The 23,707-nt window shown below is 66.2% G+C and carries 19 protein-coding genes and 1 pseudogene; 15 read left to right on the top strand and 5 right to left on the bottom strand.

Features of this window, described 5'->3' with window-relative positions; translation table 11 throughout:
- The first annotated feature begins 2 nt into the window (after positions 1-2).
- From F0L46_RS22460 to F0L46_RS22440, 5 genes are all read left to right on the top strand, one after another.
- A complete protein-coding gene (locus tag F0L46_RS22460; RefSeq protein ID WP_149821837.1) occupies positions 3-1,091 on the top strand; it encodes an ABC transporter ATP-binding protein in 1,089 nt (362 codons plus the stop codon).
- Positions 1,088-2,056, top strand: a complete 969-nt coding sequence (locus F0L46_RS22455) for a carbohydrate ABC transporter permease (protein WP_149821835.1) — start codon at positions 1,088-1,090, stop codon at positions 2,054-2,056. Before F0L46_RS22460 ends, F0L46_RS22455 begins: the two co-directional genes overlap by 4 nt.
- A complete protein-coding gene (locus F0L46_RS22450; RefSeq protein ID WP_149821833.1) occupies positions 2,056-2,853 on the top strand; it encodes a carbohydrate ABC transporter permease in 798 nt (265 codons plus the stop codon). Before F0L46_RS22455 ends, F0L46_RS22450 begins: the two co-directional genes overlap by 1 nt.
- Positions 2,854-2,863: 10 nt before the next feature.
- Positions 2,864-3,142, top strand: coding sequence for a DUF2160 domain-containing protein (locus F0L46_RS22445; protein WP_149821831.1), 279 nt, complete (start codon positions 2,864-2,866; stop codon positions 3,140-3,142).
- Positions 3,143-3,226: 84 nt separating this feature from the next.
- Positions 3,227-4,981, top strand: coding sequence for an ABC transporter substrate-binding protein (locus F0L46_RS22440; protein WP_149821829.1), 1,755 nt, complete (start codon positions 3,227-3,229; stop codon positions 4,979-4,981).
- A 185-nt stretch (positions 4,982-5,166) separates the two neighbouring features.
- Here F0L46_RS22440 and F0L46_RS22435 read toward each other — a convergent pair whose 3' ends face one another.
- Together F0L46_RS22435 and F0L46_RS22430 are read right to left on the bottom strand one after the other, a co-directional pair.
- The gene (locus F0L46_RS22435) at positions 5,167-6,306 is read right to left on the bottom strand and encodes an ROK family protein (protein ID WP_149821827.1); all 1,140 of its coding nucleotides are present in this window, start codon (positions 6,304-6,306) and stop codon (positions 5,167-5,169) included.
- 61 nt (positions 6,307-6,367) lie between these two features.
- A complete protein-coding gene (locus tag F0L46_RS22430; protein ID WP_149821825.1) occupies positions 6,368-7,654 on the bottom strand; it encodes an extracellular solute-binding protein in 1,287 nt (428 codons plus the stop codon).
- A gap of 72 nt (positions 7,655-7,726) precedes the next feature.
- Between F0L46_RS22430 and F0L46_RS22425 the strand changes: the two genes are divergently transcribed.
- On the top strand, positions 7,727-8,575 hold the full coding sequence (locus tag F0L46_RS22425) for an MBL fold metallo-hydrolase (RefSeq protein ID WP_188312093.1): 849 nt from the start codon (positions 7,727-7,729) through the stop codon (positions 8,573-8,575).
- A gap of 8 nt (positions 8,576-8,583) precedes the next feature.
- On the opposite strand, the gene F0L46_RS22420 is transcribed toward F0L46_RS22425, so the two are convergent.
- Entirely contained in the window at positions 8,584-9,807 is a 1,224-nt protein-coding gene (locus F0L46_RS22420) for an ROK family transcriptional regulator (protein ID WP_188312092.1), read from the bottom strand.
- A 141-nt stretch (positions 9,808-9,948) separates the two neighbouring features.
- Between F0L46_RS22420 and F0L46_RS22415 the strand changes: the two genes are divergently transcribed.
- The 6 genes from F0L46_RS22415 to F0L46_RS22390 all read left to right on the top strand — a co-directional run bounded on the left by F0L46_RS22415 (position 9,949) and on the right by F0L46_RS22390 (position 18,994).
- Positions 9,949-10,824: a carbohydrate ABC transporter permease gene (locus F0L46_RS22415; RefSeq protein ID WP_240540116.1), complete on the top strand. Its 876-nt coding sequence runs from the start codon at positions 9,949-9,951 to the stop codon at positions 10,822-10,824.
- A 4-nt stretch (positions 10,825-10,828) separates the two neighbouring features.
- Positions 10,829-11,689, top strand: a complete 861-nt coding sequence (locus tag F0L46_RS22410; RefSeq protein WP_149821817.1) for a carbohydrate ABC transporter permease — start codon at positions 10,829-10,831, stop codon at positions 11,687-11,689.
- A gap of 2 nt (positions 11,690-11,691) precedes the next feature.
- Positions 11,692-13,212: an argininosuccinate lyase gene (locus F0L46_RS22405; RefSeq protein ID WP_149821815.1), complete on the top strand. Its 1,521-nt coding sequence runs from the start codon at positions 11,692-11,694 to the stop codon at positions 13,210-13,212.
- A gap of 3 nt (positions 13,213-13,215) precedes the next feature.
- Positions 13,216-14,322, top strand: coding sequence for an ABC transporter ATP-binding protein (locus F0L46_RS22400; protein ID WP_149821813.1), 1,107 nt, complete (start codon positions 13,216-13,218; stop codon positions 14,320-14,322).
- A 710-nt stretch (positions 14,323-15,032) separates the two neighbouring features.
- Positions 15,033-16,121 carry a TRAP transporter substrate-binding protein gene (locus tag F0L46_RS22395; RefSeq protein WP_188312091.1) on the top strand — a complete coding sequence of 363 codons (1,089 nt, stop codon included), beginning with the start codon at positions 15,033-15,035 and terminating at the stop codon, positions 16,119-16,121.
- A 569-nt stretch (positions 16,122-16,690) separates the two neighbouring features.
- Positions 16,691-18,994 (top strand): MHYT domain-containing protein, encoded by a 2,304-nt coding sequence (locus tag F0L46_RS22390; RefSeq protein ID WP_149821809.1) that lies wholly within the window; start codon positions 16,691-16,693, stop codon positions 18,992-18,994.
- 141 nt (positions 18,995-19,135) lie between these two features.
- Here F0L46_RS22390 and F0L46_RS22385 read toward each other — a convergent pair whose 3' ends face one another.
- Positions 19,136-20,911: a PAS domain S-box protein gene (locus F0L46_RS22385; RefSeq protein ID WP_240540115.1), complete on the bottom strand. Its 1,776-nt coding sequence runs from the start codon at positions 20,909-20,911 to the stop codon at positions 19,136-19,138.
- A gap of 18 nt (positions 20,912-20,929) precedes the next feature.
- Positions 20,930-21,097: pseudogene (locus F0L46_RS27205) on the bottom strand (type II toxin-antitoxin system ParD family antitoxin); the annotation flags it as partial.
- 352 nt (positions 21,098-21,449) lie between these two features.
- On the opposite strand from F0L46_RS27205, the gene F0L46_RS22380 reads away from it, so the two are divergent.
- The 3 genes from F0L46_RS22380 to F0L46_RS27165 form a co-directional block, all read left to right on the top strand.
- Positions 21,450-21,689: a hypothetical protein gene (locus tag F0L46_RS22380; protein WP_149821805.1), complete on the top strand. Its 240-nt coding sequence runs from the start codon at positions 21,450-21,452 to the stop codon at positions 21,687-21,689.
- Between the two features lie 243 nt (positions 21,690-21,932).
- Entirely contained in the window at positions 21,933-22,301 is a 369-nt protein-coding gene (locus F0L46_RS22375; RefSeq protein WP_149821778.1) for a response regulator, read from the top strand.
- 262 nt (positions 22,302-22,563) lie between these two features.
- Positions 22,564-23,707: HAMP domain-containing protein (locus F0L46_RS27165; RefSeq protein WP_149821866.1), on the top strand; the 1,144-nt coding region annotated here is incomplete at its 3' end.

The raw sequence follows: 23,707 nt of genomic DNA, 5'->3' as shown, positions 1-23,707 counted from the left end.
ATTTGGCCCGCATCACCCTCGACAAGCTCGCCCATTCCTACAAGCCGAACCCCTCGGGTCCGGGGGACTACGCCCTCAAGGAGATCGACCACGTCTGGCGCCAGGGCGGGGCCTATGCCCTGCTCGGCCCCTCGGGCTGCGGCAAGACCACGCTTCTCAACATCATCTCCGGCCTCGTCACCCCGACCCGGGGCCGCATCCTGTTCGACGACGACGACGTGACGGGCCGCCCGACGGAGGCACGCAACATCGCCCAGGTGTTCCAGTTTCCGGTGGTCTACGACACCATGACCGTGCGCGAGAACCTCGCCTTCCCGCTCAAGAACCGGGGCGTGGCCCGGGACGTGATCCGCCGGCGCGTGGACGAGATCGCCGGGCTCCTCGACCTGACCCGCTCCCTCGACCGCAAGGCGAGCAACCTCACGGCCGACGCCAAGCAGAAGATCTCGCTGGGCCGCGGCCTCGTGCGGCCGGACGTGGCGGCGATCCTCTTCGACGAGCCCCTGACGGTGATCGACCCGCACCTGAAATGGCAGCTGCGCTCGACGCTCAAGGAGCTGCACCGGCGCCTCGACATCACGATGATCTACGTGACCCACGACCAGACCGAGGCGCTCACCTTCGCGGACACGGTGGTGGTGATGCACGACGGGGCCGTGGTGCAGGCGGGCACGCCGGACCAGCTCTTCGACCGCCCGGCCCACACCTTCGTGGGCCATTTCATCGGCTCCCCCGGCATGAACGTGCTGCCCTGCCGGGTCGACGGGGCGCTCGCGACGGTGGAGGGGCATCCGGTGACCCTCGCCCATGCCTATCCGGCCCTCGATGCGGCACGGGTCGAGCTCGGCATCCGGCCCGAGTTCATCCGCCTGGCGCCCAGGGGCGCGGGGCTTCCCGTGCGGGTGCGCCGGATCGACGACATCGGCCGGGCCCGCATCGCCCGGGTGGAGCTCGGAGCCTGCGCCCTTTCCGCCATGGCGCCGGACGGCGTCGCCCTCGACGGAGACGAGGCCTCGTTGAGCCTCGATCCCTCCCGTATCCACGTCTACGCGGACGGGCGGCTCGTCGCCCCGGCGGGAGCGATCGCATGACGAAGCCCCTCGACAACCGGGCCTGGCTCCTCGTCGTGCCGGTCTTCGCGATCGTCGCCTTCTCGGCGGTGCTGCCGCTGATGACGGTGGTGAACTACTCGGTTCAGGACACGTTTGGGAACAACCAGTTCTTCTGGAACGGCGTCGGCTGGTTCAAGGAGCTCCTCGACCCCGCGACCGATCTGGGCGGGCGCTTCTTCGCCGCGCTCTGGCGCACGCTCCTGTTCTCCGCGATCATCCTGGCGATCCAGGTTCCCCTCGGCATCGTGGTGGCGCTCTCCATGCCCCGCGAGGGCTGGACGGTGGCGCTCTGCCTCGTCCTCATGGCGCTCCCGCTCCTCATCCCGTGGAACGTGGTGGGCACGATCTGGCAGGTGTTCGGGCGCGGCGACATCGGGCTCATGGGCTGGGGGCTGAACCGGCTCGGCTTCGACTACAACTACAATGGCGGCGTGATCGCGGCCTGGTTCACCATCGTGCTCATGGACGTTTGGCACTGGACGAGCCTCGTGGCGCTGCTGTGCTACGCGGGGCTCAAGTCCATTCCCGATGCCTATTACCAGGCCGCCCGCATCGACGGAGCCTCTCGCTGGGCCGTCTTCACGACGATCCAGTTGCCGAAGATGCGGCGCGTCCTCCTCATCGCGGTGCTCCTGCGCTTCATGGATTCCTTCATGATCTACACCGAGCCGTTCGTGCTCACGGGCGGGGGGCCGGGCAACGCCACGACGTTCCTCTCCATCGACCTCGTGAAGATCGCGCTCGGCCAGTTCGACCTCGGCAAGGCGGCGGCCCTGTCGATCGTCTACAACCTCATCATCCTCGCGGTGTGCTGGGTGTTCTACACCGTCATGACCCATGCCGGGGCGGACAGGGGCGTCAGGGGTGACCCGGCGGCGGGAGAGGCTCCCGACCACGCGGTGCCGCCCGCCACCACCATCCCGCTCGACCGGAGAGCCGCGTGATGCGAGGCCGCACCCTGGTGATGATCCTCTATCTCACCTTCCTCATGGTACCGATCTACTGGCTCGTGAACATGAGCCTGAAGACGAACCAGGAGATCACGACGGGGCTCACGCTCTGGCCGCACCGGATCACCTTCGAGAACTACCGTACGATCTTCACCGACCCGAGTTGGTACGGCGGCTATATCAACTCGCTCACCTACGTGGCGATCAACACGGTGATCTCCGTGGGCCTCGCGCTGCCCGCGGCCTACGCCTTCTCGCGCTATCGCTTCTTGGGCGACAAGCACCTGTTCTTCTGGCTGCTGTCGAACCGCATGGCGCCGCCCGCGGTCTTCGCGCTGCCCTTCTTCAACCTCTACTCGGCGGTGGGCCTGTTCGACACGCCCTGGGCCGTGGCGCTGGCGCATTGCCTGTTCAACGTGCCCCTCGCGGTCTGGATTCTCGAGGGCTTCATGTCGGGGGTACCCCGGGAGATCGACGAGACGGCGGCGATCGACGGCTATTCCTTCCCGCGCTTCTTCGTGCGGATCTTCATGCCGCTGATCGCGAGCGGAATCGGGGTCGCGGCGTTCTTCTGCTTCATGTTCTCCTGGGTGGAACTGCTCCTCGCCCGCACGCTGACCTCCGTGAACGCCAAGCCCATCGCCGCCACCATGACCCGCACGGTCTCGGCCTCGGGAATGGATTGGGGCTTGCTCGCGGCCGCGGGCGTGCTCACCATCGTGCCCGGAGCGCTCGTGATCTGGTTCGTGCGCAACTACATCGCCAAGGGCTTCGCCCTGGGCCGGGTGTGAGGAGGGTTCGATGGACGTCTCCTGGATGGCCTGGACCGCGCAGACGGCGATCTTCTTCGCCGTGATCGCAGGCCTCCTCGCGCTCATGACCGCGCTCGCCCTCCTGCGCCCGGAGACGGAGCGGGTCGGCGCGCTGCGCATCCCTACCACGCGGGGCGACCGGCTCTTCGTCTCGCTCCTCGGCTCCGCCTTCATCGCGCTCGCCTGGATCGGCCTCTCCGGCCTCGATCCGGCGCTCGCGCTGATCCCCTGCCTCGTCTACGCCGCGGCGGTCTTCCGCTTCGTCTAGACGGCACGCCAAGGCCTCCGGGTTCACGGCCCGGGGCTCAACAGAGGGCGGGCCCAAGGCCCGGCCCATCAAGGGAGGAAGACCATGACCAGACCGATCGCCCGCAGGCTCATCGCCACGGCGAGCCTCGCGGCCCTGATGCTCGGCGCGGGCGCGGCGCTCGCCGGCCCCGAGGAGGCGAAGCGCTGGATCGACACCGAGTTCCAGCCCTCCACGCTCTCCAAGGACGAGCAGATGAAGGAGATGGAGTGGTTCATCAACGCCGCGAAACCCTTCGCGGGCATGGAGATCAACGTCGTCTCCGAGACGATCACCACCCACGAATACGAGGCCCGTACGCTCGCCAAGGCCTTCACCGAGATCACCGGGATCAAGGTCAACCACGACCTCATCCAGGAGGGTGACGTGGTGGAGAAGATCCAGACCCAGATGCAGTCGGGGCGCAACATCTACGACGCCTGGGTCAACGATTCCGACCTCATCGGCACCCATTTCCGCTACAAGCAGGCAATCCCCCTCGACGACTGGATGGCGGGCGAGGGCAAGGACGTCACCTCCCCGACGCTGGACGTGGCCGACTTCATCGGGCGCTCCTTCACCACCGCGCCCGACGGCAAGATGTACCAGCTGCCCGACCAGCAGTTCGCGAACCTCTACTGGTTCCGCTACGACTGGTTCCAGCGCGCCGACCTCAAGGAGCGGTTCAAGGCGAAGTACGGCTACGATCTCGGCGTTCCCGTGAACTGGTCGGCCTACGAGGACATCGCCGAGTTCTTCACCAACGACGTGAAGGAGATCGACGGGACCAAGGTATACGGCCACATGGATTACGGGAAGAAGGACCCGAGCCTCGGCTGGCGCTTCACCGACGCCTGGCTCTCCATGGCGGGCAACGGCGACAAGGGGCTTCCGAACGGCCTGCCCGTGGACGAGTGGGGCATCCGCATGGAGGGCTGCCGCCCGGTGGGCTCGTCCGTCGAGCGCGGGGGCGACACCAACGGCCCGGCGGCGGTCTATTCCATCGTCAAGTACCTGGATTGGATGAAGAAGTACGCCCCGCCCCAGGCGAACGGCATGAACTTCTCCGAGTCCGGCCCGGTCCCGGCCCAGGGCAACATCGCCCAGCAGATGTTCTGGTACACCGCCTTCACCGCCGACATGGTGAAGCCGGGCCTGCCCGTGGTGAACGAGGACGGCACGCCGAAATGGCGCATGGCCCCCTCGCCCAAGGGCTCCTACTGGAAGGACGGCATGAAGCTCGGCTACCAGGACGCGGGCTCCTGGACGCTCCTGAAGTCCACCCCGGTCGATCGCCGCAAGGCGGCCTGGCTCTACGCCCAGTTCGTCACCTCGAAGACCGTCTCGCTGAAGAAGAGCCATGTCGGCCTCACCTTCATCCGCGAGAGCGACATCTGGGACAAGAGCTTCACGGAGCGTGCGCCCAAGCTCGGCGGCCTCGTGGAGTTCTACCGCTCGCCGGCCCGGACCCAGTGGACGCCCACCGGCAACAACGTGCCGGACTACCCCAAGCTCGCCCAGCTCTGGTGGCAGAACATCGGCGACGCGGCGTCCGGCGCCAAGACCCCGCAGCAGGCGATGGACGCCCTCGCCGCGGCCCAGGACGACGTGATGTCCCGGCTCGAGCGGGCGAACGTGCAGGGCGAGTGCGGCCCGAAGCTGAACCCCAAGACCTCCGCCGAGGAGTGGTTCAAGAAGGCGGAAGCCGCGGGCACCATCGCGCCCCAGCGCAAGCTCGCCAACGAGAAGCCGAAGGGCGAGACGGTGGACTACGACACGCTCATCAAGAGCTGGCCCGCCTCGCCGCCGAAGCGCAGCTGATCAGGCTGCCTACCCGAGGGGAGGGCGCTCCTCCCCTCGGGCCATCCTGGCTCCCAGGCGCAACGGGCTGGCGAATTTGTCGACGGCTCCAGTGCCCGCGTCGGTCTTGGCTCGGCGGCTCGTGGCTGGCCTGCCGCCACGCCCGCGAGGCGCGGCAGCCTCGACGATCAGCCGCGCCGCCTGCCTCAGTCGCCTCGTCTGCGCTCCCTTGCAGGCGCCAGCAGCGCTGACAGCGCGGCGAGGCTTGCGCCCGCCAGCACGGCGTAGGGTCCGAGCGTGCTGGTCCGGACGATCAGCGGATCGGCGTGGCTTTCGGCCCGCGACGCCACCCGGTCGGCGATCTCAGCCTGCAGGCCGATGCTCCCCCCAAGCACGACCAGCTCGGGATCGACCACGGCCCTGACGGCCATCAGCGCGTCAAACAGCGTGTCCGACGTCGCCGCGATCGCCGCGCGCGCCGCCGGGGATCCGTGGCGAGCCTCGGCGAAGAGCTGCTCGACGGTTTCGGCCCGCACCGGACCGGCCGCGCGCGCGGCGCAGAGGATGCCGTTGCTGCCGATCGCCCGTTCCAGGATGCTGCCCTCATCGGCAGCTCTTCCGACGGCATCGCCCGCTGCGACGGGCAACAAGGCGATCTCGCCCGCCATGCCGCGATGGCCGCGCACCAGCCGGCCATCGAGCACCAGGCCCATTCCGATCCCGGTTCCCAGGGACACGAAGGCGAAGGTGAGAACGCCCCGCGCGCAGCCATCGGCGCTTTCTCCGAGCGCTGCCAGGTTGACGTCGTTCTCGATCCGCACACCGTGCCCGAACCGCCGCTCCAGCTCGGAGGCGAGGTCGACGGCATCGAGGCCCGCGATGTTGGGGGCGAGGCTGATCCGGCCCGTGCGCGGATGAACGGCACCCGGGACGCCGATCGCCGCGGAGGCGATCGCTGCGGCCGGGGTGGCGCAGGCTGCCGCCAAGTCATTCCGCAACGCGGTGATCTGGTCGATGACGGACTGAACCCCGTCTGCCGTCGGTTCACGGCGCTCCGCCAGAACGGTGCCGGCCTCGTCGACAATGGCTGCGTGAAGCTTGGTGCCGCCGAGGTCGGCCACGAACATGCGCACGGCGCGGCGGGTCCGGCGCAGACCGTCGACACAGTGCTCCGCCAGCCCCGCCCGGACGAGGCCGCCGACAAGCGCCAGGTTCTGCGCGTCCGGCAGCCCCGCGCGCGCGCTGAGAGCGGCGCCCGTCCGGGTCTCGGCAGGGTTCCAGCCATGCAGGACGGCCCGGGCGGCCAAGGGCGCCGCCAGGTCGAGATCGGAATCCGTGAACGCCATGTCGGTCTCGCGCCACCCGCGCCCTCGAGCGTTCCGTCACGCAAGAGGGCGCGGTGGATGGTCAGCTGCGATAGTGGTCGTCGATCATCTTCTGCTCGGCCTCGGCCATCTGCCGGACGGCGGCGAGCGGGTCCTGGTTCTGCAGCAGGATCCGGTCGAGCATGTCCTGGAAGAGCTGGCCCTGCGCCTCCTCCGCGACGAAGTCGGTCGTGAAGGCGTCGTTCATGCCCGCCAGCATCGGGCCGCTGAGCGGATCCGACAGGTTCTTGGGGGTGAGGGCCGAGGCCTTCTTGGCCGGCAGCTCGCCCGTCTTGTCGAACCAGAGCTGCATCGCGTCGTCGCTGGTGATGAAGGCGAGAAACTTGACGGCGGCCTCCTTCTTGGCGCCGGTCGCGTTCGCCGCGAGTCCGTTCACCCAATAGGACGAGTAATTGCCCTTGATGCCGTTGTGCACCGGCAGCTCGGCGACGCCCCAATCGAAGCCGCGGGCCGTCCGGAACGTGCCGAGCCGGAAGGATCCGTCGACATGCTGGGCGGCGCGGCCGGCCTTGAAGGCAGCCTGGCTCTCGGACAGGAACCCGGCCTCGGCCACCTTATGCTTGCGCTGGAGGTCGGTGTACCAGGCGATCCCCGCGGCACCCGCCTCGTTCGCGTAAGTGACCTTCCGGAAATCCTCGCTATAGGGCGTGCCGCCATGCTGGCGCACGAGCACCTCGCGCCACCAATGATAGTCCTGCGAGGGGATGCCGATCGTCGCTCCGGCCTGGGTGAGGTTGCCGCTGCCGTCCCGCTTGGTCGTCGCGAGGGCGTACTTGACGTATTCGTCGAGCGTGGCGGCCGGCGTCTCGCCGAGCTTGGCCTCCTTCAGCAGGCGCTTGTTGTAGAACATGCCGAGGCTGCGCACGGCCGTCGGCAGCGCCCAGTAGCCGTCGGCGGTCTTCATCAGCTTGACCACGTCGAAATAGTCGCGGTCGATGTCGGCCGTCTTGAACACGTCGCCGGGCAGCGGCTGGATCAGCTTGGCCTTGGCGTATTCCCGCATCCAGCCGAAGAACAGCTGCATGACGGTCGGCCCCTCGCCGGCCGGTACGGCGGCCGCGGTCTTGGTGCGGTACTGGGCATAGGGGAAGTGCGTGTGCTTCACCTTCACGCCCGGATTGGCGGCCTCGAACTGCTTGATCAGCGCGTCCATCGCCTCGACGCGCTCCTTGAAGAAATACTGCCAATATTCGATCTCCACCGCCTGAGCGCGCAGGACGGCGGGGGCCGCGACCGTGAAAGCGGCGGCGGCCGAGGCGAGCGTGAAACCGCGGCGCGTCAGTGGGGTCGTGGTGAGGTCCTTGGTCATGTCGGTCTCCCTTTTTCTATGGCAGTAGAGGTGTCGTCAGTGCCCCGATGGGGGCGTCGAGGCGAAATCCGGATGCGTCAACTTCGATTCGGCGACGTTACGCTCGTCGCGCTGACCGATGCGGTGCCCCCGCCGGCGGACTGGCTTTATGCCTTTCCCGCCCATGTGGCCGAGTTCGACGCCCCGGCCCGGTTGCGCTGGGCCGAGAACGGGCTGTTCGAGACCCGCTTCTGCGTTCATGCGCTGGTTCAGGACGGCGCCGTGACCCTGGTCGATGCCGGGCTGGGTCCAGGGCCCAGCTCCTATTTCGGCGGGCTCCGCGGCCGCCTCGACGCCGAGCTCGCCGCGGCTGGGCTCGACGCCACGATGGTCACGCGGGTCCTGTTCACGCATTTCCATCTCGACCATGTCGGCTGGGCGAGCCGGGAGGGGCAGGCCTGTTTCCCGAACGCCAGCTATCACGCGCCGGAGGCGGAGCTTGCGCACTGGCGTAGCTGGGGGGAGCGGTCCGCTCTGCCCCACCATGTCGAGGCCTTCGACCGTGCCATCGCTCCCCTGCTGGCAGGGGGCATGGTCACGGGGCTTCAGCCCGGGTGCCCCGTGCCGGGCGCCCCCGCGCTCGCCTACCGGGCCGTGCCGGGCCACACGGCGGGGCATTGCGGGGTCGTGCTCGACGACGGCGTGCGGCGGCTGGCGATCGCCGGGGATGCCTGGCACAGCCCCGCCCAGATCGAACGACCCGACTGGGGCCACCGGGCCGACGCGGATCCGGCGGCTGCCGCGGCGTCGCGCCAGGCTCTCGCGTGCTGGGCCCATGAGATCGGCGCGGTGATCGCCGCGGGGCATTTTCCGGAACGGCACGGCTTCGGCACGGTGGAGGCCGCGCCCTCCGGCGGCTTTCGTTGGGAGCCTCTCGGCTGACGCGATGATCATTGCCGCAGCTCCCTTGGCCGCGCGCGTGAGTCCAACGGCGTGCGATGCCGGGCGATCCGCGCCGCCCGCGGCTGCGGGCTGAGGGCTCGGAACAAGGCCAGGGTTGCGCCTCCCAGAGCCGAGGACGAGCGGCCCGAACGAGCGATCAGCAGCCGTGGTTGGGCGCGCTCCCGCCGGAGGCTCACCGACGCCGGCAAAGGTTCGAGCGCCTTGGCGAGGCGCATCAGCGCGCGCGTCGGCAGTGGACCGCCGAGCACGATCGCCTCCGGATCGAACAGGTTCTCGAGGTTGACGATCGCGATCCGGAGCGCGTCGGCTACGCGCTCGAACCAGCGGTCGAGCGTTGCCGGGTCGAGATCGAGCAGCGCGTCCGCCTCGGCCGACAGCGCGGCGTCGCACCCCGCATCGAGCAGCATGCCGCGCAGGGCGCTGACGGAGGCGATCGACTCCAGAGCCGCTGGCGCCCCTCGGTCGGGGTCTATCACGAGCATCCTGCCGATCTCGCCGGCATTGCCGAAGGTGCCGGTGAACGGATGATCGTCGATGAAGAGCCCGCCGCCGATCCCCTCGCCGATATAGAGGTAGACGAAACCGCGCAGGTCGCGCGCCACGCCGTCGAGATGCTCGCCGATCGCCGCGGCCGTCGCGTCGTTGCCGACGATGACGGGACAGCGAAGCGCGGCCATGTAATCGGGCACGAAATCCCGCTGCGTCCAGGCCGGCATCGTCAGCGGGTCGTCCCGGTCGGCCTCCAGCCCGAACGGGCCGGGCAGCACGATGCCGATGCCCCAGATCCGGGCGAACTCGACCCCGGCGGCGGCCACGAGACGATCGACGAAGGTCCCGATATCGGCCAGCGCGGAAGCCGGCTCCCTGGTGCAGCACAGGACCTGATCCTGCGACCGGATGCGGGTCTCGATGTCGGCGACAAGCCCCGTGACGCGGCCCTGGTCGATCTGCAGGCCGATGGCGAACCCGCCCTCAGGATTGAGCCCGAGCTCGATCGGCGGCTGGCCGCGCGCCGCCTGGCGGCGCCCAAGCTCCATCACCAGCCCATCCGCCACCAGATCCTCGACCAGCACCGTGACCGTCTGTGCCGACAGGCCCGTCACCGCCGCCAGCTCGGCCCGCGACGCCCGCTGTGCCCGGCGCAGCGCATCGACCAGCAGGCGGCGCTGATGCCCCCTGCGATCGAACGGTGCGAGCCCTGACAGCGACATCGGCATCCTCCCGGCGGCGGGCAAGCCGGTTTCCTCCTTGCATTGTGGCCGGTCATTCCTCTTAAATCAACGTGACGGACTTAATTGGCGGCGGCACCCGCCTAGGGGAGGGACGCGAGCGGCATGAGGTGGGGGAGGGCCATGACGATTGAGCGCAAGCTTGCATTGCAGGCCTGGATCTTCCTCGCGCTTCCCGTCCTGTTCTTCTGCCTGATCCGGTTCTACCCGGCGTTGGAATCCTTCGGGATCGCTTTCAGCGAGTGGAACCTGCTGTCGCCGCCGAAATATGTGGGGCTGGCCAATTTCAACCGCATGGTGGGGGATCCGGTGTTCTGGATCGCCTTCCGCAACACGTTCCTGTACCTGGCCATCGGGACACCTTTGAGCCTGCTGCTGGCCTTCCTCGTCGCCTACCATCTCGATCAGGTCCGCTTCGCGCACGGGCTGATCCGGGCCTGCTATTTCATCCCGCACCTGACGTCGGCCGTCGCCATGGCCTGGGTCTGGCGCTGGTTCTACCAGCCGCCGCCGGTGGGGCTGTTCAACAACCTGCTGAATGCCGGCGGTCTCGACACGCAGCCCTTCCTGCGCTCGACCACGCAGGCCCTGCCGGCCGTGCTCGCGCCCGCGATCTGGGCGGGCCTCGGGTTCCAGATCGTCCTGTTCATGGCGGGGCTGCGGGCCATTCCCTCGAGCTATTACGAGGCGGCCCGCATCGACGGCGCGGGGCGCTGGATGGTGCTGCGCGAGATCACCATCCCCCTGCTGCGGCCGACCATCGTCTTCCTCGTGGTGATCTCCTCGATCGGCTTCCTGCGGATCTTTGATACCGTCTACAACATGACCGACAACGGCGCGGGCGGCCCGCTCAACAGCAGCAAGCCCCTGGTGCTCTACATCTACGAAAGCGCCTTCCGCTCCTACCAGATGGGCTACGCGGCGGCGCAGACGATCGTCTTCTTCCTCATCCTCCTCGCCGTCAGCCTGATCCAGCTGCGGCTGATGCGGACACGGTGACCCGATGAGCCAGGCCGCGCTCGATGCAGATCAGCCCTGGCGGCAGCGCCTGGCGGCCTCGCCCGGCCGCGTGCTCGCCTGGACGTTGCTCGTCCTGGGCGCGATCGTGATGATGACGCCGCTCGCCTACATGGTCGCCACCTCGCTGAAGCCGCCGCACGAGGTCTACGAGATCAACATCGTCCCGATCGAGCCGACGTTCGAGAACTACACCTATATCCTCGGCAACAGCCCGTTCGGCCTGTGGTTCGTCAACTCGCTCGTCACCAGCACGCTGGTGACCCTGTCGGTTCTCTTCTTCGACTCGCTGATCGGGTACACCCTCGCGAAATTCACGTTTCGCGGGCGCAATCTCGTCTTCATCGCGATCCTGACGACCCTGATGATCCCGACCGAGATGCTGATCGTGCCCTGGTACGTGATGGCCAAGAATTTCGGCTGGCTGAACAGCTATTGGGGCATCATGTTTCCGGGCCTGATGACCGGGTTCGGCGTCTTCCTGATGCGCCAGTTCTTCATGGGCGTGCCCGACGACTACATCCACGCGGCGCGCATCGACGGGCTGGGCGAGTTCGCGATCTTCTGGCAGATCGCCCTGCCTCTGGTGACGCCGGCCTTGTCGGCCCTGGCGATCTTCACCTTTCTCGGCAACTGGACGGCGTTCCTCTGGCCGCTCATCGTCACCAGCAGCCGCGAGCTCTACACGCTGCCGGTGGGGCTCGCCTCGTTCTCGAACGAGAACCTGACCGCGTGGGAATTGGTCATGGCGGGCGCGACCATCGCGACGCTGCCGACCCTGGTCGTCTTCGTCGTCTTCCAGCGCTACATCATCCGCGGCGTCGTGCTCGCGGGTCTCAAGGGTTGAGCATGGCCCATACCGCCCCATCATCAGCCTTCATCGGCAGCGACGACCGTTTCCCCGCGCCGGAATTCGCGGAAGCCGTGCTCGGACCGGGCTTCGCCCATGCCCAGGCGCATCACCTGGCCCATCTGCTCCAGCTGCACCGCGCCCATGGGGTGATGCTCGCGGAACAGCACCTGCTCACGGGGGAGGAGATCACCGCGCTGCTCCGGGCGCTGGACGCGACCGAGCGCGGCCTGATGGGCCGCGGCCCGAGCCCCTACACGGGCGAGCACGAAGACATGTTCTTCTTCGTGGAGAGCGAGCTGCGCCGCCATGTCGGCGTGGAAACGGCGGGGCGCCTCCATACCGGCCGCTCCCGCAACGACATCGACCATACGCTCTTCAAGATGCGCTTTCGGGACGAGCTGGACCGGGTCACCGGCCGCCTTGCCGATCTGATCGAGGCCGTCATCGCCCGGGCCGAGGCCGACAAGGCGACGATCATCTGCGCCTACACCCATGGGCAGCCGGCTCAGCCCTCGACCTATGGGCACTATCTCGGCGCGGTGATCGAGGCCCTGCTGCGCAGCGCCGAGCGGCTCGAGGGGGCTCGCATGATCGTCGACCTCTGCCCGATGGGCGCGGCGGCGATCACGACGACCGGTTTTCCCTTGGATCGCCATCGCATGGCCGCGCTCCTCGGCTTTCGCGACATCCTGCGCAATTCCTATGGCTGCATCGCCTCGGCCGATTACACGGCGGGCCTGTTCTGCGCGCTGAAGGTCCTCGCCCTCGATCTCGGCCGCTTCGCCCAGGACATGGCGTTCTGGACCTCCTTCGAGGTCGGGCAGCTGCGCTTCTCCGACGGCTTCGTGCAGATCAGCTCGATCATGCCGCAGAAGCGCAACCCGGTGCCATGCGAGCATATGCGGCTCATGGCGTCGCTGTGTGTCGGCCGGTGCGATGCGGTGACGACGGCGCTCCATAACACGCCGTTCACCGACATGAACGACAACGAGCATGAGGTTCATGGCCAGGGCTATGCCGCCTTCGCGATCGCCGAGCGGGTGCTGCTGCTCATGGCGGCGGTGATCCGCAGCGCCTCGATCGACGAGGCCAGGGCGCGGGCCAATATCGAGCGCTCCTACGCGACCATCACCGAGCTGGCGGACACGCTCGTGCGCGAGGAGCGCCTGCCCTTCGTGCAGGCTCACCACGTCGCCGCCGATCTCGCCCGCCTCATGCAGGCGGGCGGGCAGACGCTCTCGACCGTCCCCTATGACACCTTTTCAGCCGCATTCGCCGCCATCGCCGGCCGCGCGCCGACACTGACCGAAAGCCGTTTCCGCCAGATCGTCACCCCCGATCATTTCATCGCCGTCCGTGGTCTGCCCGGCGGGCCGGCTCCGGGGGCCATGGCCGACAGCCTTGCCCTCTATCGCGAGGCTGCGGCGCGCGTGAGGGCACGGCTCGCGGCGCATGCGGCGGCGCGGTCCGAGGCCGAAGCCCTGCTGGCATCGGCCATGTCCCGCTTCGAGGCTTAAGGCATGGCACGCCTGTCCCTTCGCAATCTCGTCAAGCGCTATGGGCAGACCGAGGCCGTCCGCGGCATCGACCTCGACGTCGCGGATGGCGAGTTCATCGTGCTGGTCGGGCCCTCCGGATGCGGGAAATCCACAACGCTGCGCATGATCGCGGGCCTGGAGAGCGTCACCGCCGGGACGCTGACCATCGGCGACCGCGTCGTCAACACGGTCGAGCCCAAGGATCGCGACATCGCGATGGTGTTCCAGAACTATGCGCTCTACCCGCATATGAGCGTCTACCGGAACATGGCGTTCGGGCTGCGCGCCGCCAAACGTCCCGCCGACGAGATCGACCGCAAGGTGCGCCAGGCCGCGGAGATGCTGGGTCTGACGCCGCTGCTGGAGCGCCGCCCGCACGAATTGTCCGGCGGCCAGCGCCAGCGCGTCTCGATGGGCCGCGCGATCGTGCGCGACCCCCAGGTGTTCCTGTTCGACGAACCGCTCTCCAACCTCGACGCGCAGCTGCGCGGCCAGGTCCGCACCGAGATCAAGCGCCTACATCAGGCGATCGGCACGACGATCGTATACGTCACCCACGACCAGGTCGAGGCCATGACGCTGGCGGACCGGATCGTGATCATGCGGGACGGCCGGATCGAGCAGGTCGGCACGCCGCTCGAGGTTTTCCACCGCCCCAGGACTCAGTTCGTCGCGAGCTTCATCGGCACCCCCACGATGAACCTGATCCCCATCCCGGTGATCCGGATCGACGGGCAGCCTGCGTTGCGCCTGGAGGCGCAGGTGGGTGCGTCGCCTCTCGTCATCCCGGTCACAGGGGCACGCGCCGGCGCATTGGAGGGCCATGCCGGGGTGACGGTCGGCCTCCGGCCCGATGATCTGCGTGTTCTGCCTGCCTCCGCGGCCACCGACCAGGCGCTGCAAGGTTCGGTCGTGATCGCGGAGCCGCTTGGGCCGACCACGCAGATCACGGTCTCCAGCCACGGGCTGGATCTGGTCGGGATGGGCGACGGCCATTTTCTGCCCAAGGCCGGCGAGCGCGTAACGCTGACATTCGACCCGGAGACCCTGCACTTCTTCGGCCCCGATGGCGCCAGGTTGGGCGCATGACGCTGCCTTGGGCGTCGCCTCCCCGACCCCGGCCGTCATCTGCGCGCCCGCGCCGGCCCGCAGAAGCGGCGTCGGAAAAGCGTCAAGTCGTCGTGGGAGTTCGCCGTGGCGCGTTCAACCCGGAAACCCGGTTCTGACCGGTCTTTGGGCGATGGCGGTGGACGGAGTCGGATGCGAACTGCTCTCTGTAGAAATCCCTGCTCTCCGCGACTAAACAGGGATTGCGCTCGGAAACGACGCGTTTGCACGCTCATTCGCGTTCCTGAACGTGATATCGATCAATCGCTTAAGTCAGCAATTCCCTACGGAGTGGAACAGGGAACTGGCACCGAGGAACAGGGATAGGAAGACCATTTTACTGGGAATGTTGGCTGCCGGACTAGCGCGCTTTCTGTCGTGCCTGCTCATAATCCCTTTCGATCCTCCAGAGGGTCCTGGGGCAGGTAGACTGGGGGACCGTGAATGACCAGGATTGGCCGATATCGGCCCGGCAGCTTTCGGCATCAAATTGGTCAAAGCGGACTCTGCTGGCAGTTCGCTCCCGAGACCGACTGCAGCGATAGCGCCAGGCGGTAAGCCTTCGGCTCCCGGTTGCCTGAGCGCTTGCCGGCGGGGGAGTAAGGACAAACTTAAGCTGACAGTTGTACTGCTTGGCTCAGTCGCGGCGCTCCTCTGACATGCCGGCGGACATACTCCTAAACGGCATCGCTATGCTCCTCCATCATCGCGCCCGGGCGCATCTCGCTCACCTCCGCAGGCGCATCACCGCCGGCGTGCAAACCTTTCTGCTCGCAGCCGCTCTCGCCTGTGCCACGCACTCGCATGCTGACCAGCCTGTCGCGTTGCGGGTGATCGGGGGCTTCGGCAACGTCGCTCAGTACAAGCAATACGAGGAGCCGTTCTGGACAACACGCCTCCCAGTTCTCTCGGGCGGGCGGATCACGGCTAACATCCGCCCGTTCGATCAGGCCAGCATACGGGCGGTCGATATGCTGCATCTCATGAGGATCGGCGTCGTGCCCTTCGGCAACGGCCTTTTCTCCATCGTGGCCACCGACGATCCGCAACTGAACGGGCTCGATCTCCCGGCTCTCAGCCCAACCATCAGCGACGCTCGCAGAGTGCTCGAGGCGTACCGGCCCCACCTGCGGCAGGTGCTCGCCGAGCGCTACAACATCGAACTCCTGGGCGTGTACACCTACTCGGCCCAGGTGCTCTTCTGCAGCCATCCGTTTCGCGGCCTGGACGATCTCGCTGGGCGCAAGATCCGCACGTCATCTGTAGGCCAGTCCGAGCTCCTGCGAGCCTTGGGCGCGAACCCCGTCCAACTGCCTTTTGCAGAGATCCTTTCTGCGGTCTCGCAGGGTGTTGTGGACTGCGCGGTCACGGGAGCCCTGAGTGGGGCAGAGATCGGGCTGCCTCGGGTCATGACCCACGTCCACGCCATGGCCCTGAGCTGGGGGATGTCATTCTTCGGCGCCAACCGAGACGTCTGGGTAGCTCTCTCATCAGAGTTGCAGGATGTGATCCGGGCGGGTGTTGCTGAACTGGAGGCCCAGATCTGGTCAGCGGCGGACGACGACACACAACGGATCCTTGCTCCTGCTCAGGGGCGGGGTGAGCCGAAGGCAAGCGCAACGACCGTTGTACCGGCATCGACGGCGGACGAGGTACTCCGTCGGCGGCTCGTGTTGGAGACGGTACTCCCGAGCTGGTTTCAGCGGTGCGGGGGCGAGTGTGAGGAGGCGTGGGAGCACGTCCTCGCGCCAGTGGTGCTCAAGAAGCAAACCCTACGCTGAGCACGACGGCACGTCTTGAGCTGCGTGCAATATCCAAGCCGAGCGTCTGCCATCCGCTCCCTACGCGGGCGCGTAACGCGAGCTGCAACGGGATTTTAGCGCGCGGCCGACCGGAAGGCTTGCTCTGAAGCAACGATCTGCGCGAAATCGCTGAACGGCATCGTCTCCCCGTAATGGTATGCTCGGCCCTTGCAGCCCAGCGTGAACATGCGGCCTTCTGGATTGCAGTGACGGGCGTGATAGCACACGCCACACACAGAGCGGGAACTGCAGCGGAACGACAAGAACCTTCCGAGAGGGCACGAAACGTTGCGTGCTTGCGAACCGCTTAGGAGTTCATACCGCTGGACCGACGAGCTCGCTCCTCGGACGAGAACGTGCGGTGGGCTAAGCCGTTTTATGTGAGCAAAAGGGGCGGGCGAAGGACGGGCTAGACGGGCCGGAGCCTGGAACGCTACTCGCGCCAAATCGCGCCGCGTGTGTGGCCGAAATCCCATTGGCAACCTACATCGGCGGCTCGTAATTTGCTCCTGCCGCTGCACCTGCGGCTCCCAGCGGAAACAAGAACAATGACCCATGCTGGTGCCCACGATGGGACACTCGTCGCACTCTCAATCCTCATTGCGACGCTCGCCTCCTTCACCGCCCTCGATCTCGCCAGCCGTATCCAGGCGTCCTCGGGGTGGGCGCAGCGTGCATGGCTCGCGACGGCGGCGGTCGCCATGGGGGGCGGTATCTGGTCGATGCACTTTGTTGCCATGCTCGCGTTCAGCCTGCCGGGCGTCGAGGTCACCTACGATCTGCCCCTCACGCTCTTCTCGCTCGCCCTACCGATTGTGGTGACGGCTTTCGGGTTCACCGTCGCTAACAGGCGCGGCGCAACCCCTGTCACCCTTGCTCTGAGCGGGCTCGTCATGGGGCTAGGCATTGCGGGCATGCACTATTCGGGCATGACCGCCATGCGCCTTCCAGCCGATCTGCGATACGAGAGCCTCTGGGTCGCCATCTCGGTCCTAATCGCCATCGGAGCGGCGACCGTCGCTCTCTGGCTCGCCTTCCGCAGTACCGTCCTCAGCATTCGGATCTCGGCGGCGATTGCCATGGGGCTGGCTATCTCAGGCATGCACTACGCTTCCATGCAGGGCGCGATCTTCACGCCTCACGCTCCGGTCGATGGTGGACACGGGGTGGCGAGCGTCGGGCAGATGCACCTTGCGCTGTGGGTCACAGCGACCACGTTCCTCATCCTCGCTCTGGCCCTGGTCGCAGCTATGTTCGACCGGCATTTTGCTACGCTGGCCACCCGTGAAGCCGAGGCACTTCGCGCGAGCGAGGAGCGGTTTCGCTTACTCGTCCAGAGCGTGACCGACTACGCGATCTTTATGCTGGACCGCGAGGGCCGCGTCGTGAACTGGAATGCAGGAGCACGCCGGTTCAAGGGCTACGAGGCTGAGGAGATCGTAGGTCAGCACTTCTCGCGCTTCTACACCGAGGAGGACCAAAGCGACGAAGTGCCGAAGCGGGCGCTTGAGACAGCGGAGCGGGAGGGCAAGTTCGAGGCCGAGGGCTGGCGGGTGCGCAAGGACGGCAGCCGTTTTTGGGCCAGCGTTGTCGTCGATCCGATCCGCGACGATGCTGGGCAAGTGATCGGCTTTGCGAAGGTCACCCGCGACATCACCGAACGCAAACGCTCGCAAGAAGCACTGGAGCAGGCCCGCGAGGCGCTCGCGCAGGCGCAGAAGATGGAGGCGTTAGGCCAACTTACAGGCGGCGTGGCGCACGATTTTAACAACTTGCTCATGGCGGTCCTGGGTAGCCTCGACCTGCTCAAGAAGCGCATTCCCGCTGATCCGAGGACGGCACGGCTGTTGGAGAACGCAATTCAGGGGGCGCGGCGCGGGGCGGCGTTGACGCAGCGCATGCTCGCCTTCGCGAGACGCCAGGAACTCAAGCCCACAGCGGTCAGCTTACCCGATCTTGTGCGCGGCATGTCGGACCTGCTGCAACGGTCCATTGGCCCGAGCGTGGAAATCGAAACCCGGTTTCCGCTCAAGCTGCCGTCTGCTCTCGTGGACGCCAACCAGCTTGAACTGGCCCTCTTGAACCTATGCGTGAATGCGCGTGATGCGATGCCAGATGGTGGGCGGATCACGATCTCTGCGTGGGTGGAGGAGCAAGGCGCATCGGGTGAACAGAGCTATGTCTGCCTTTCCGTCGCCGACACAGGTGCGGGGATGGACGACGAGACGCTCGCACGAGCGCTGGAACCGTTCTTCACGACGAAAGGGGTAGGCAAGGGTACGGGGCTAGGGCTGCCCATGGTGCAAGGTTTGGCCGAGCAGTCGAACGGGCACTTCGTGCTCAAGAGCCGCAAGGGCGCGGGCACGACAGCGGAGGTCTGGCTGCCGGTGGCGCAAAAAGTTGCCCAGATCGAGCGCGCGGCCCAGGCCGCTGAACCCCTTCGCGAGCAACTCACGCGAAAGCTGACGGTGCTGGTTGTAGACGATGATCCGCTTGTTCGCGAGAACACGGCGGCGATGCTCGATGACCTCGGCCATGAGGTAATCGAGGCCCGCTCCGGCGAGGAGGCGCTCGGGCTGGTGCATCAGGCCAGACGCATCGATCTCGTGCTCACAGATCATGTGATGCCTGGGATGACAGGTGGTGCCCTGGCGAGCCGCCTTGCCGAGGAACGGCCAGACCTGCCGATCATTCTCGCCAGCGGCTATGCTGAACTCTCGGGCGAAAGCGGTAGCGCCTTGCGCCTGAGCAAGCCTTTCGACCAGCGGGCATTGGTGGATGCGATCAGTGTCGTTCTCGCGCACTCCGACGAGGGCGGCACCGTCGTGCCGTTGCGCCCCCGTGTAGGCTGACGGGATTGGCGCGTGTCACCGAGTGCCACGACGATAGTCGCGGCATGTCCCATGGGCGAAGTCGCCAGAGGCCCCTGCTTCCCGTGCCGACCTGGGTCGGCCTGCGCAAGAGCAGGCCCGGCGGGCGCGCCCGACACCAATCTACCAAGCACCAGCAGCGGAGGGCGCGTGCGCTAAGGTGTCGAGGAGCCCATGCCCCTCAATGAGATCGCGCGGCGCACTCAGCACGCACCTGACCCCCTCGGGCGCGAATGCCAGATCGACCTCTCCCCCAAGCTCCGCTGCCAAGTAGCGGGAGATCAGCCGCGATCCGAACCCTGTCCGGGTTGGCTTCTCGACGGCCGGGCCTCCGCTCTCCTGCCAAAGGAGGTGCAACTTGGCCTTATCCAGCGTCCAGGTCAGGTTCACGCAGCCGTCTCGAACGGAGAGGCTCCCGTATTTGGCTGCGTTCGTCCCAAGCTCATGCACGGCCATCGCGAGCGACAGGGCAGCCCGAGGGGAGAGGCGCATGCGGGGGCCGCTCATGGAAATGCGCTGCCGTCCCCCCTGCCGGTGTGGAGCCAACACCTCGTCGAGAACACTCCGTAGCTCCGCGCCGTCCCAGTTCTCGCGGGTGAGCACGTCGTGGGCACGAGCGAGGGCGAACAAGCGTTCGTTGAACCGCTGGAGAGAGGCCCCGCTTTCTGGGCTGATGTCGCGGAAGCTCTGCGCGGCGAGCGATTGGACGGTCGCGAGTGTGTTCTTCACACGGTGGTTCAGTTCGTTGATCAGCAGCCCTTGCCGCCGCTCGGCGAGGGCTTTGTCCGTCACGTCAGTAAACGCTACTACGCCCGCCGTAATGCGTCCCTCCTCGTCATGGATCGGGGCCGAATTCAGCAACAAGGTGCCCCGAGTGCCGTCTCCACGGAGGAAGTCCACCTCTTCGTTGATCACCACCTCGCCTTTGGTGATCGAGCGGGCAAGGGGCCATTCGTCCGGAGCAAGCTCGTGTCCGTCCTCTCGGTGGAAGCCCCGGTAGACGCCGTATCCAGCAACAGCTTCGGACCGCTTGAAATCCTGCCGCCAGATGCGCGCAACCTCATCGTTGCCGGAAATCAGGCGGCCCGAGGGCGCTTCGGCGATGATGATGCCAACCGGCGTCTGTTGTAGCACGGCAGCGAGCCGTTGGCGCTCGGCCTCTCGCTCCCGCTCAGCGCGTTTGCGTGCGGTCACGTCCCGGACAAAGCCAAGCATCACTCGCCCGGCCTCGTCATCCAGGAAGTAGCCCTCGTCCTCGACCTCGCCAACCTCTCCGTTCTTCCTCACAACCCGGAAGTCGAGACGGAACGGACCTCCATCGCGCAAAACGCGGTCGATCTCATTTGCGAACGCTGCTCGGTCATCTGGGTGAGTGACGGCAATCCACCGGGCTAGTCCACCTTCCATCTCGTCTGGGCTGTAGCCGAGGACGCGCTCAACGTTCCCGGACAAGAGGAGTTCGTTCGTCGCTGGGTTCCACTCGTAGAGCACATGATCGGACGCCCGCACTGCTGCCCTGAACCGACCCTGCGTGGCCCGAACGGCGACCTCAGCAGCGACCTGATCTGTAATGTCGTTGAAGGCTACGCCGATGCCACCGTCTGGGGTGGGCGTGGCATGCACCCGAATGATGCGATCCGGGCGTACCTCTGACCGGTGCTCGAAGGCTGCCGCCTCCCTTGTCTCCATAACGCGGGTGTAAGTTCGCCGGTAAACTCCGTGCGCGGCTGCCGGGAACGCTTCCCAGACGACACGCCCGAGAACCTCAGCGCGCGGACGAGCGAAGTAGCGCTCGGACGCGGCATTGAAAGCGACGATCCGGTATGAGGAGTCCAGCGCGAAGAAACCGTCGCTGATGCTCTCTAGAGCGGCTTCCAGTCGAGCGCGCTCGACTTCCAATTCCGCCTCTCGTGCGATGAAACGACGTGATGTGTGGGAGGGTAGCTGCTCGTGGTCGAGCAACGATCTGAGCCCAGCGCGCACGACCTCGCTCGCGCTCCCATATCGGCCGCTTTGCACGCTCTTGGCGATAAAGTCGCCTAGCTCGGGCGTGAGACTCACATTGAGCGCGACTTTAGCGGGCATTTGCTGACGCTCAGGGTGGCATTGTCTGATACCGTGAGCACCTTGCGCTCGAGATGCAAGCGCCATCGCAATAGCTACATCAGTCGAAGTTCAGCGTGCTTCAGTTTGGCTCGCCGGTCCCACGCTGATGCAAGTGTCCATTTCGGAGCACGCGCTTTCTGCTCACATATCGACAACCCGGCCGCAGAAGGCACGTGGATCGCGCCTGCCCGGCGTGCCTAACGGCATTCGTGAAACGGTGACGGTTCTGCAAGTTGATTGCGAGATCGAAACGAGGGTTAACAGATCGTTAACCATTCCGGCACACCCTGTTGGCCACCTCCCGACTGCGCCTCCGACCTCGGAGATCGTGATGGCTCCGCTCATCCCGCCGCGTCGCCTGACCCCGTCCCGCTCCGCCTTACCGTTTGTCCTGCTCAGGACGGTCCTGCTCGTCCTTGCCGTCGTTGGCATGGACATCGCGACCGGCGGCACGATCCGACGGAACCTGTCCGATGGGGCCGATGGCTCACTTGCCTCAGTGGCGGATCGCGCGGTCATGTCAGCCCGAGGCTCATTCGACGGCTTCATGCGGCGCAACTTCACCCGTTGAGCGGCTTACCCAACGGGAACCCGCGACACAGCCGAGCATAGACTCCGTAGCCGTGCCTTTACCGCCGTTTCGCCGAGGTCAGGCCGGGCCGGGGTGATCGAAGAACCTTGCCCGGCCGCCCAGTCATCCATCGCAGGTGAGGTATTCCCGATCATTTTTTGGACGTGCAACGCGGCTCGATTTGCCCATGTTAATGGCGTCGCGATCACGCTCCCGGTAATCTCGGTTCTCCTAAGGTTCGCCATGCCGCAATTCGCCGTGCTCATTGTCGAGGACGATGATGAAACCCGTGACGCCCTCTCCTATGATCTTCAAGAGGCGGGTTTCACCGTTTTCGCCGCGCGCAGCGGCGCCGAGGCCATCGCGATCATCAACGAACGTCCGAAGATCAACGTCCTATTCACTGATGTTGAGTTCGGCATGCCTCCGGACGGCTGGGACGTCGCCGACGCGTTTCGGGTGTTCTACAAGGAAAGCCCCGTGATTTATGCGAGCGGCTACTCGCCAACCCAGGTGCGGCGCGTGCCGGGCAGCATGTACTTTCCCAAACCATATCGGCCGAGCATCATTCGAGGAGCTATCTTGACCCTCTCGGTTCTGGCCGGATCCTAAGCACTGCTTGAAGGCCAAAGCGAGCACAGCGTTCGATTGCCGGTGGTCGCATTGCGCCCCGACACATGAGGCTGCGCCAACCTGCCTGCAGGTTGTCTCCTCTGAGCACTTATAGCCACGGTGTGCAGAACTTGAGCCCTGCGAGTCGACCTCTACAATTTGAGGGTAAGTCGATCTTAGCTGGCAAGGGATCTTAACCCGGCGCTCATTTTTTAGGCACTTACTTCCCCAACTGACAAAAGCAAAGACCCCGGGGAATACCATGCCGCTCCAGTTGTCGCGCTTCAGCGTAAAGATCCAGATTGCAGCGATCGGCGCATGTGCCGTAGCTGGAGTGCTCGTGATTGGCGGCATCCATGCGAGCGGTCAAACATCAATGGCACGCTTCAAGGCCGCCCAAACGGCTGCCAACGAGCTCAGAGAAATCGCAACGGAGATGAACGTCGGCCTCTTGGAGATGCGCCGCTCGGAGAAGGACTTCTTCCTGCGCCGGGAGGACCGCCACGCCGAACGGCACGAGAAGCTCGTCCGTGAGTTCGAAGCTGACCTGCCCAAGTTTGCAGGTCCTCTCAGCCGGATCCCGGAACTCTCGGGCCTGAGCCCAAAGATCAGTTCCGTTCGCGAGGGCTTCCAGGTCTACCGCAAGCACTTCGCCCAGGCCGTCGACCTCGAGCGGAAGCTCGGGCTCACTGAGGCCGCCGGTCTCGAGGGCGCCCTGCGCACATCGGTGCATGCTATCGAGGCCAAGGTTGGCTCTGCCGACGAGGCCAAGCTGACCAATTCCGTTTTGATGATGCGCCGGCATGAGAAGGACTTCATGCTGCGAAGTGACCCGCGTTACATCGCCGAGATGGCAACCCGGGCCAAGGAGTTCGCCAAGCTCTTGGAAACCTCGGCGATCACAGGCCGTGTGTTCGAGGACATCAAGGCGGGCATGGCAGCCTACCAGCGCGACTTCGCAGCCTTCGCCGACACACGCGTGGCGCTCAGGGCCGAGACGAAAGCGCTCTCGGAGGCCTACGCCACGATCGACCCGGTGGTGGACGAGATCATCAAGGCCGTGGAGAAGCGGTACCAAGACGCCACGAGCGCACTTCAGGATGCAGACGACCTCACCAGCCGATCCCTGTGGTTTGCACTCGCCCTGACGCTGGCTGTTGTCGCAGCGGCGGCATTCCTGATCGGACGAGCGATCTCCAAGCCTCTCGTTGAGCTCGCTAACGTCATGGGTCAGGTCGCGAAGGGCGATCTCGGGGTTCGTGTCGATGGTGGCGAGCGCGGCGACGAGATCGGCCTCATGGCGCGAGCACTTCAGGTGTTCAAGGAAGCCCTGATCGCCAAGAAGGCGGCTGACGAGGCCGCAGCATCCGAGAACGCCGCCAAGATGCGTCGGGCGCAGCGTCTCG

It is taken from the genome of Salinarimonas soli (genome assembly GCF_008386575.1).
GTDB classification, from domain to species: domain Bacteria; phylum Pseudomonadota; class Alphaproteobacteria; order Rhizobiales; family Beijerinckiaceae; genus Salinarimonas_A; species Salinarimonas_A soli.
This window is presented reverse-complemented; position numbering and strand designations above follow the sequence as displayed.

Coding starts and splice junctions, on each gene's coding strand:
- F0L46_RS22425 (WP_188312093.1), top strand. CDS start 7,727: ATGCGTCAACTTCGATTCGGCGACGTTACGCTCGTCGCGCTGACCGAT.
- F0L46_RS22430 (WP_149821825.1), bottom strand. CDS start 7,654: ATGACCAAGGACCTCACCACGACCCCACTGACGCGCCGCGGTTTCACG.
- F0L46_RS22440 (WP_149821829.1), top strand. CDS start 3,227: ATGACCAGACCGATCGCCCGCAGGCTCATCGCCACGGCGAGCCTCGCG.
- F0L46_RS22410 (WP_149821817.1), top strand. CDS start 10,829: ATGAGCCAGGCCGCGCTCGATGCAGATCAGCCCTGGCGGCAGCGCCTG.
- F0L46_RS22380 (WP_149821805.1), top strand. CDS start 21,450: ATGGCTCCGCTCATCCCGCCGCGTCGCCTGACCCCGTCCCGCTCCGCC.
- F0L46_RS22455 (WP_149821835.1), top strand. CDS start 1,088: ATGACGAAGCCCCTCGACAACCGGGCCTGGCTCCTCGTCGTGCCGGTC.
- F0L46_RS22420 (WP_188312092.1), bottom strand. CDS start 9,807: ATGTCGCTGTCAGGGCTCGCACCGTTCGATCGCAGGGGGCATCAGCGC.
- F0L46_RS22390 (WP_149821809.1), top strand. CDS start 16,691: ATGACCCATGCTGGTGCCCACGATGGGACACTCGTCGCACTCTCAATC.
- F0L46_RS22450 (WP_149821833.1), top strand. CDS start 2,056: ATGCGAGGCCGCACCCTGGTGATGATCCTCTATCTCACCTTCCTCATG.
- F0L46_RS22395 (WP_188312091.1), top strand. CDS start 15,033: ATGCTCCTCCATCATCGCGCCCGGGCGCATCTCGCTCACCTCCGCAGG.
- F0L46_RS22435 (WP_149821827.1), bottom strand. CDS start 6,306: ATGGCGTTCACGGATTCCGATCTCGACCTGGCGGCGCCCTTGGCCGCC.
- F0L46_RS22405 (WP_149821815.1), top strand. CDS start 11,692: ATGGCCCATACCGCCCCATCATCAGCCTTCATCGGCAGCGACGACCGT.
- F0L46_RS22400 (WP_149821813.1), top strand. CDS start 13,216: ATGGCACGCCTGTCCCTTCGCAATCTCGTCAAGCGCTATGGGCAGACC.
- F0L46_RS22415 (WP_240540116.1), top strand. CDS start 9,949: ATGACGATTGAGCGCAAGCTTGCATTGCAGGCCTGGATCTTCCTCGCG.
- F0L46_RS22375 (WP_149821778.1), top strand. CDS start 21,933: ATGCCGCAATTCGCCGTGCTCATTGTCGAGGACGATGATGAAACCCGT.
- F0L46_RS22445 (WP_149821831.1), top strand. CDS start 2,864: ATGGACGTCTCCTGGATGGCCTGGACCGCGCAGACGGCGATCTTCTTC.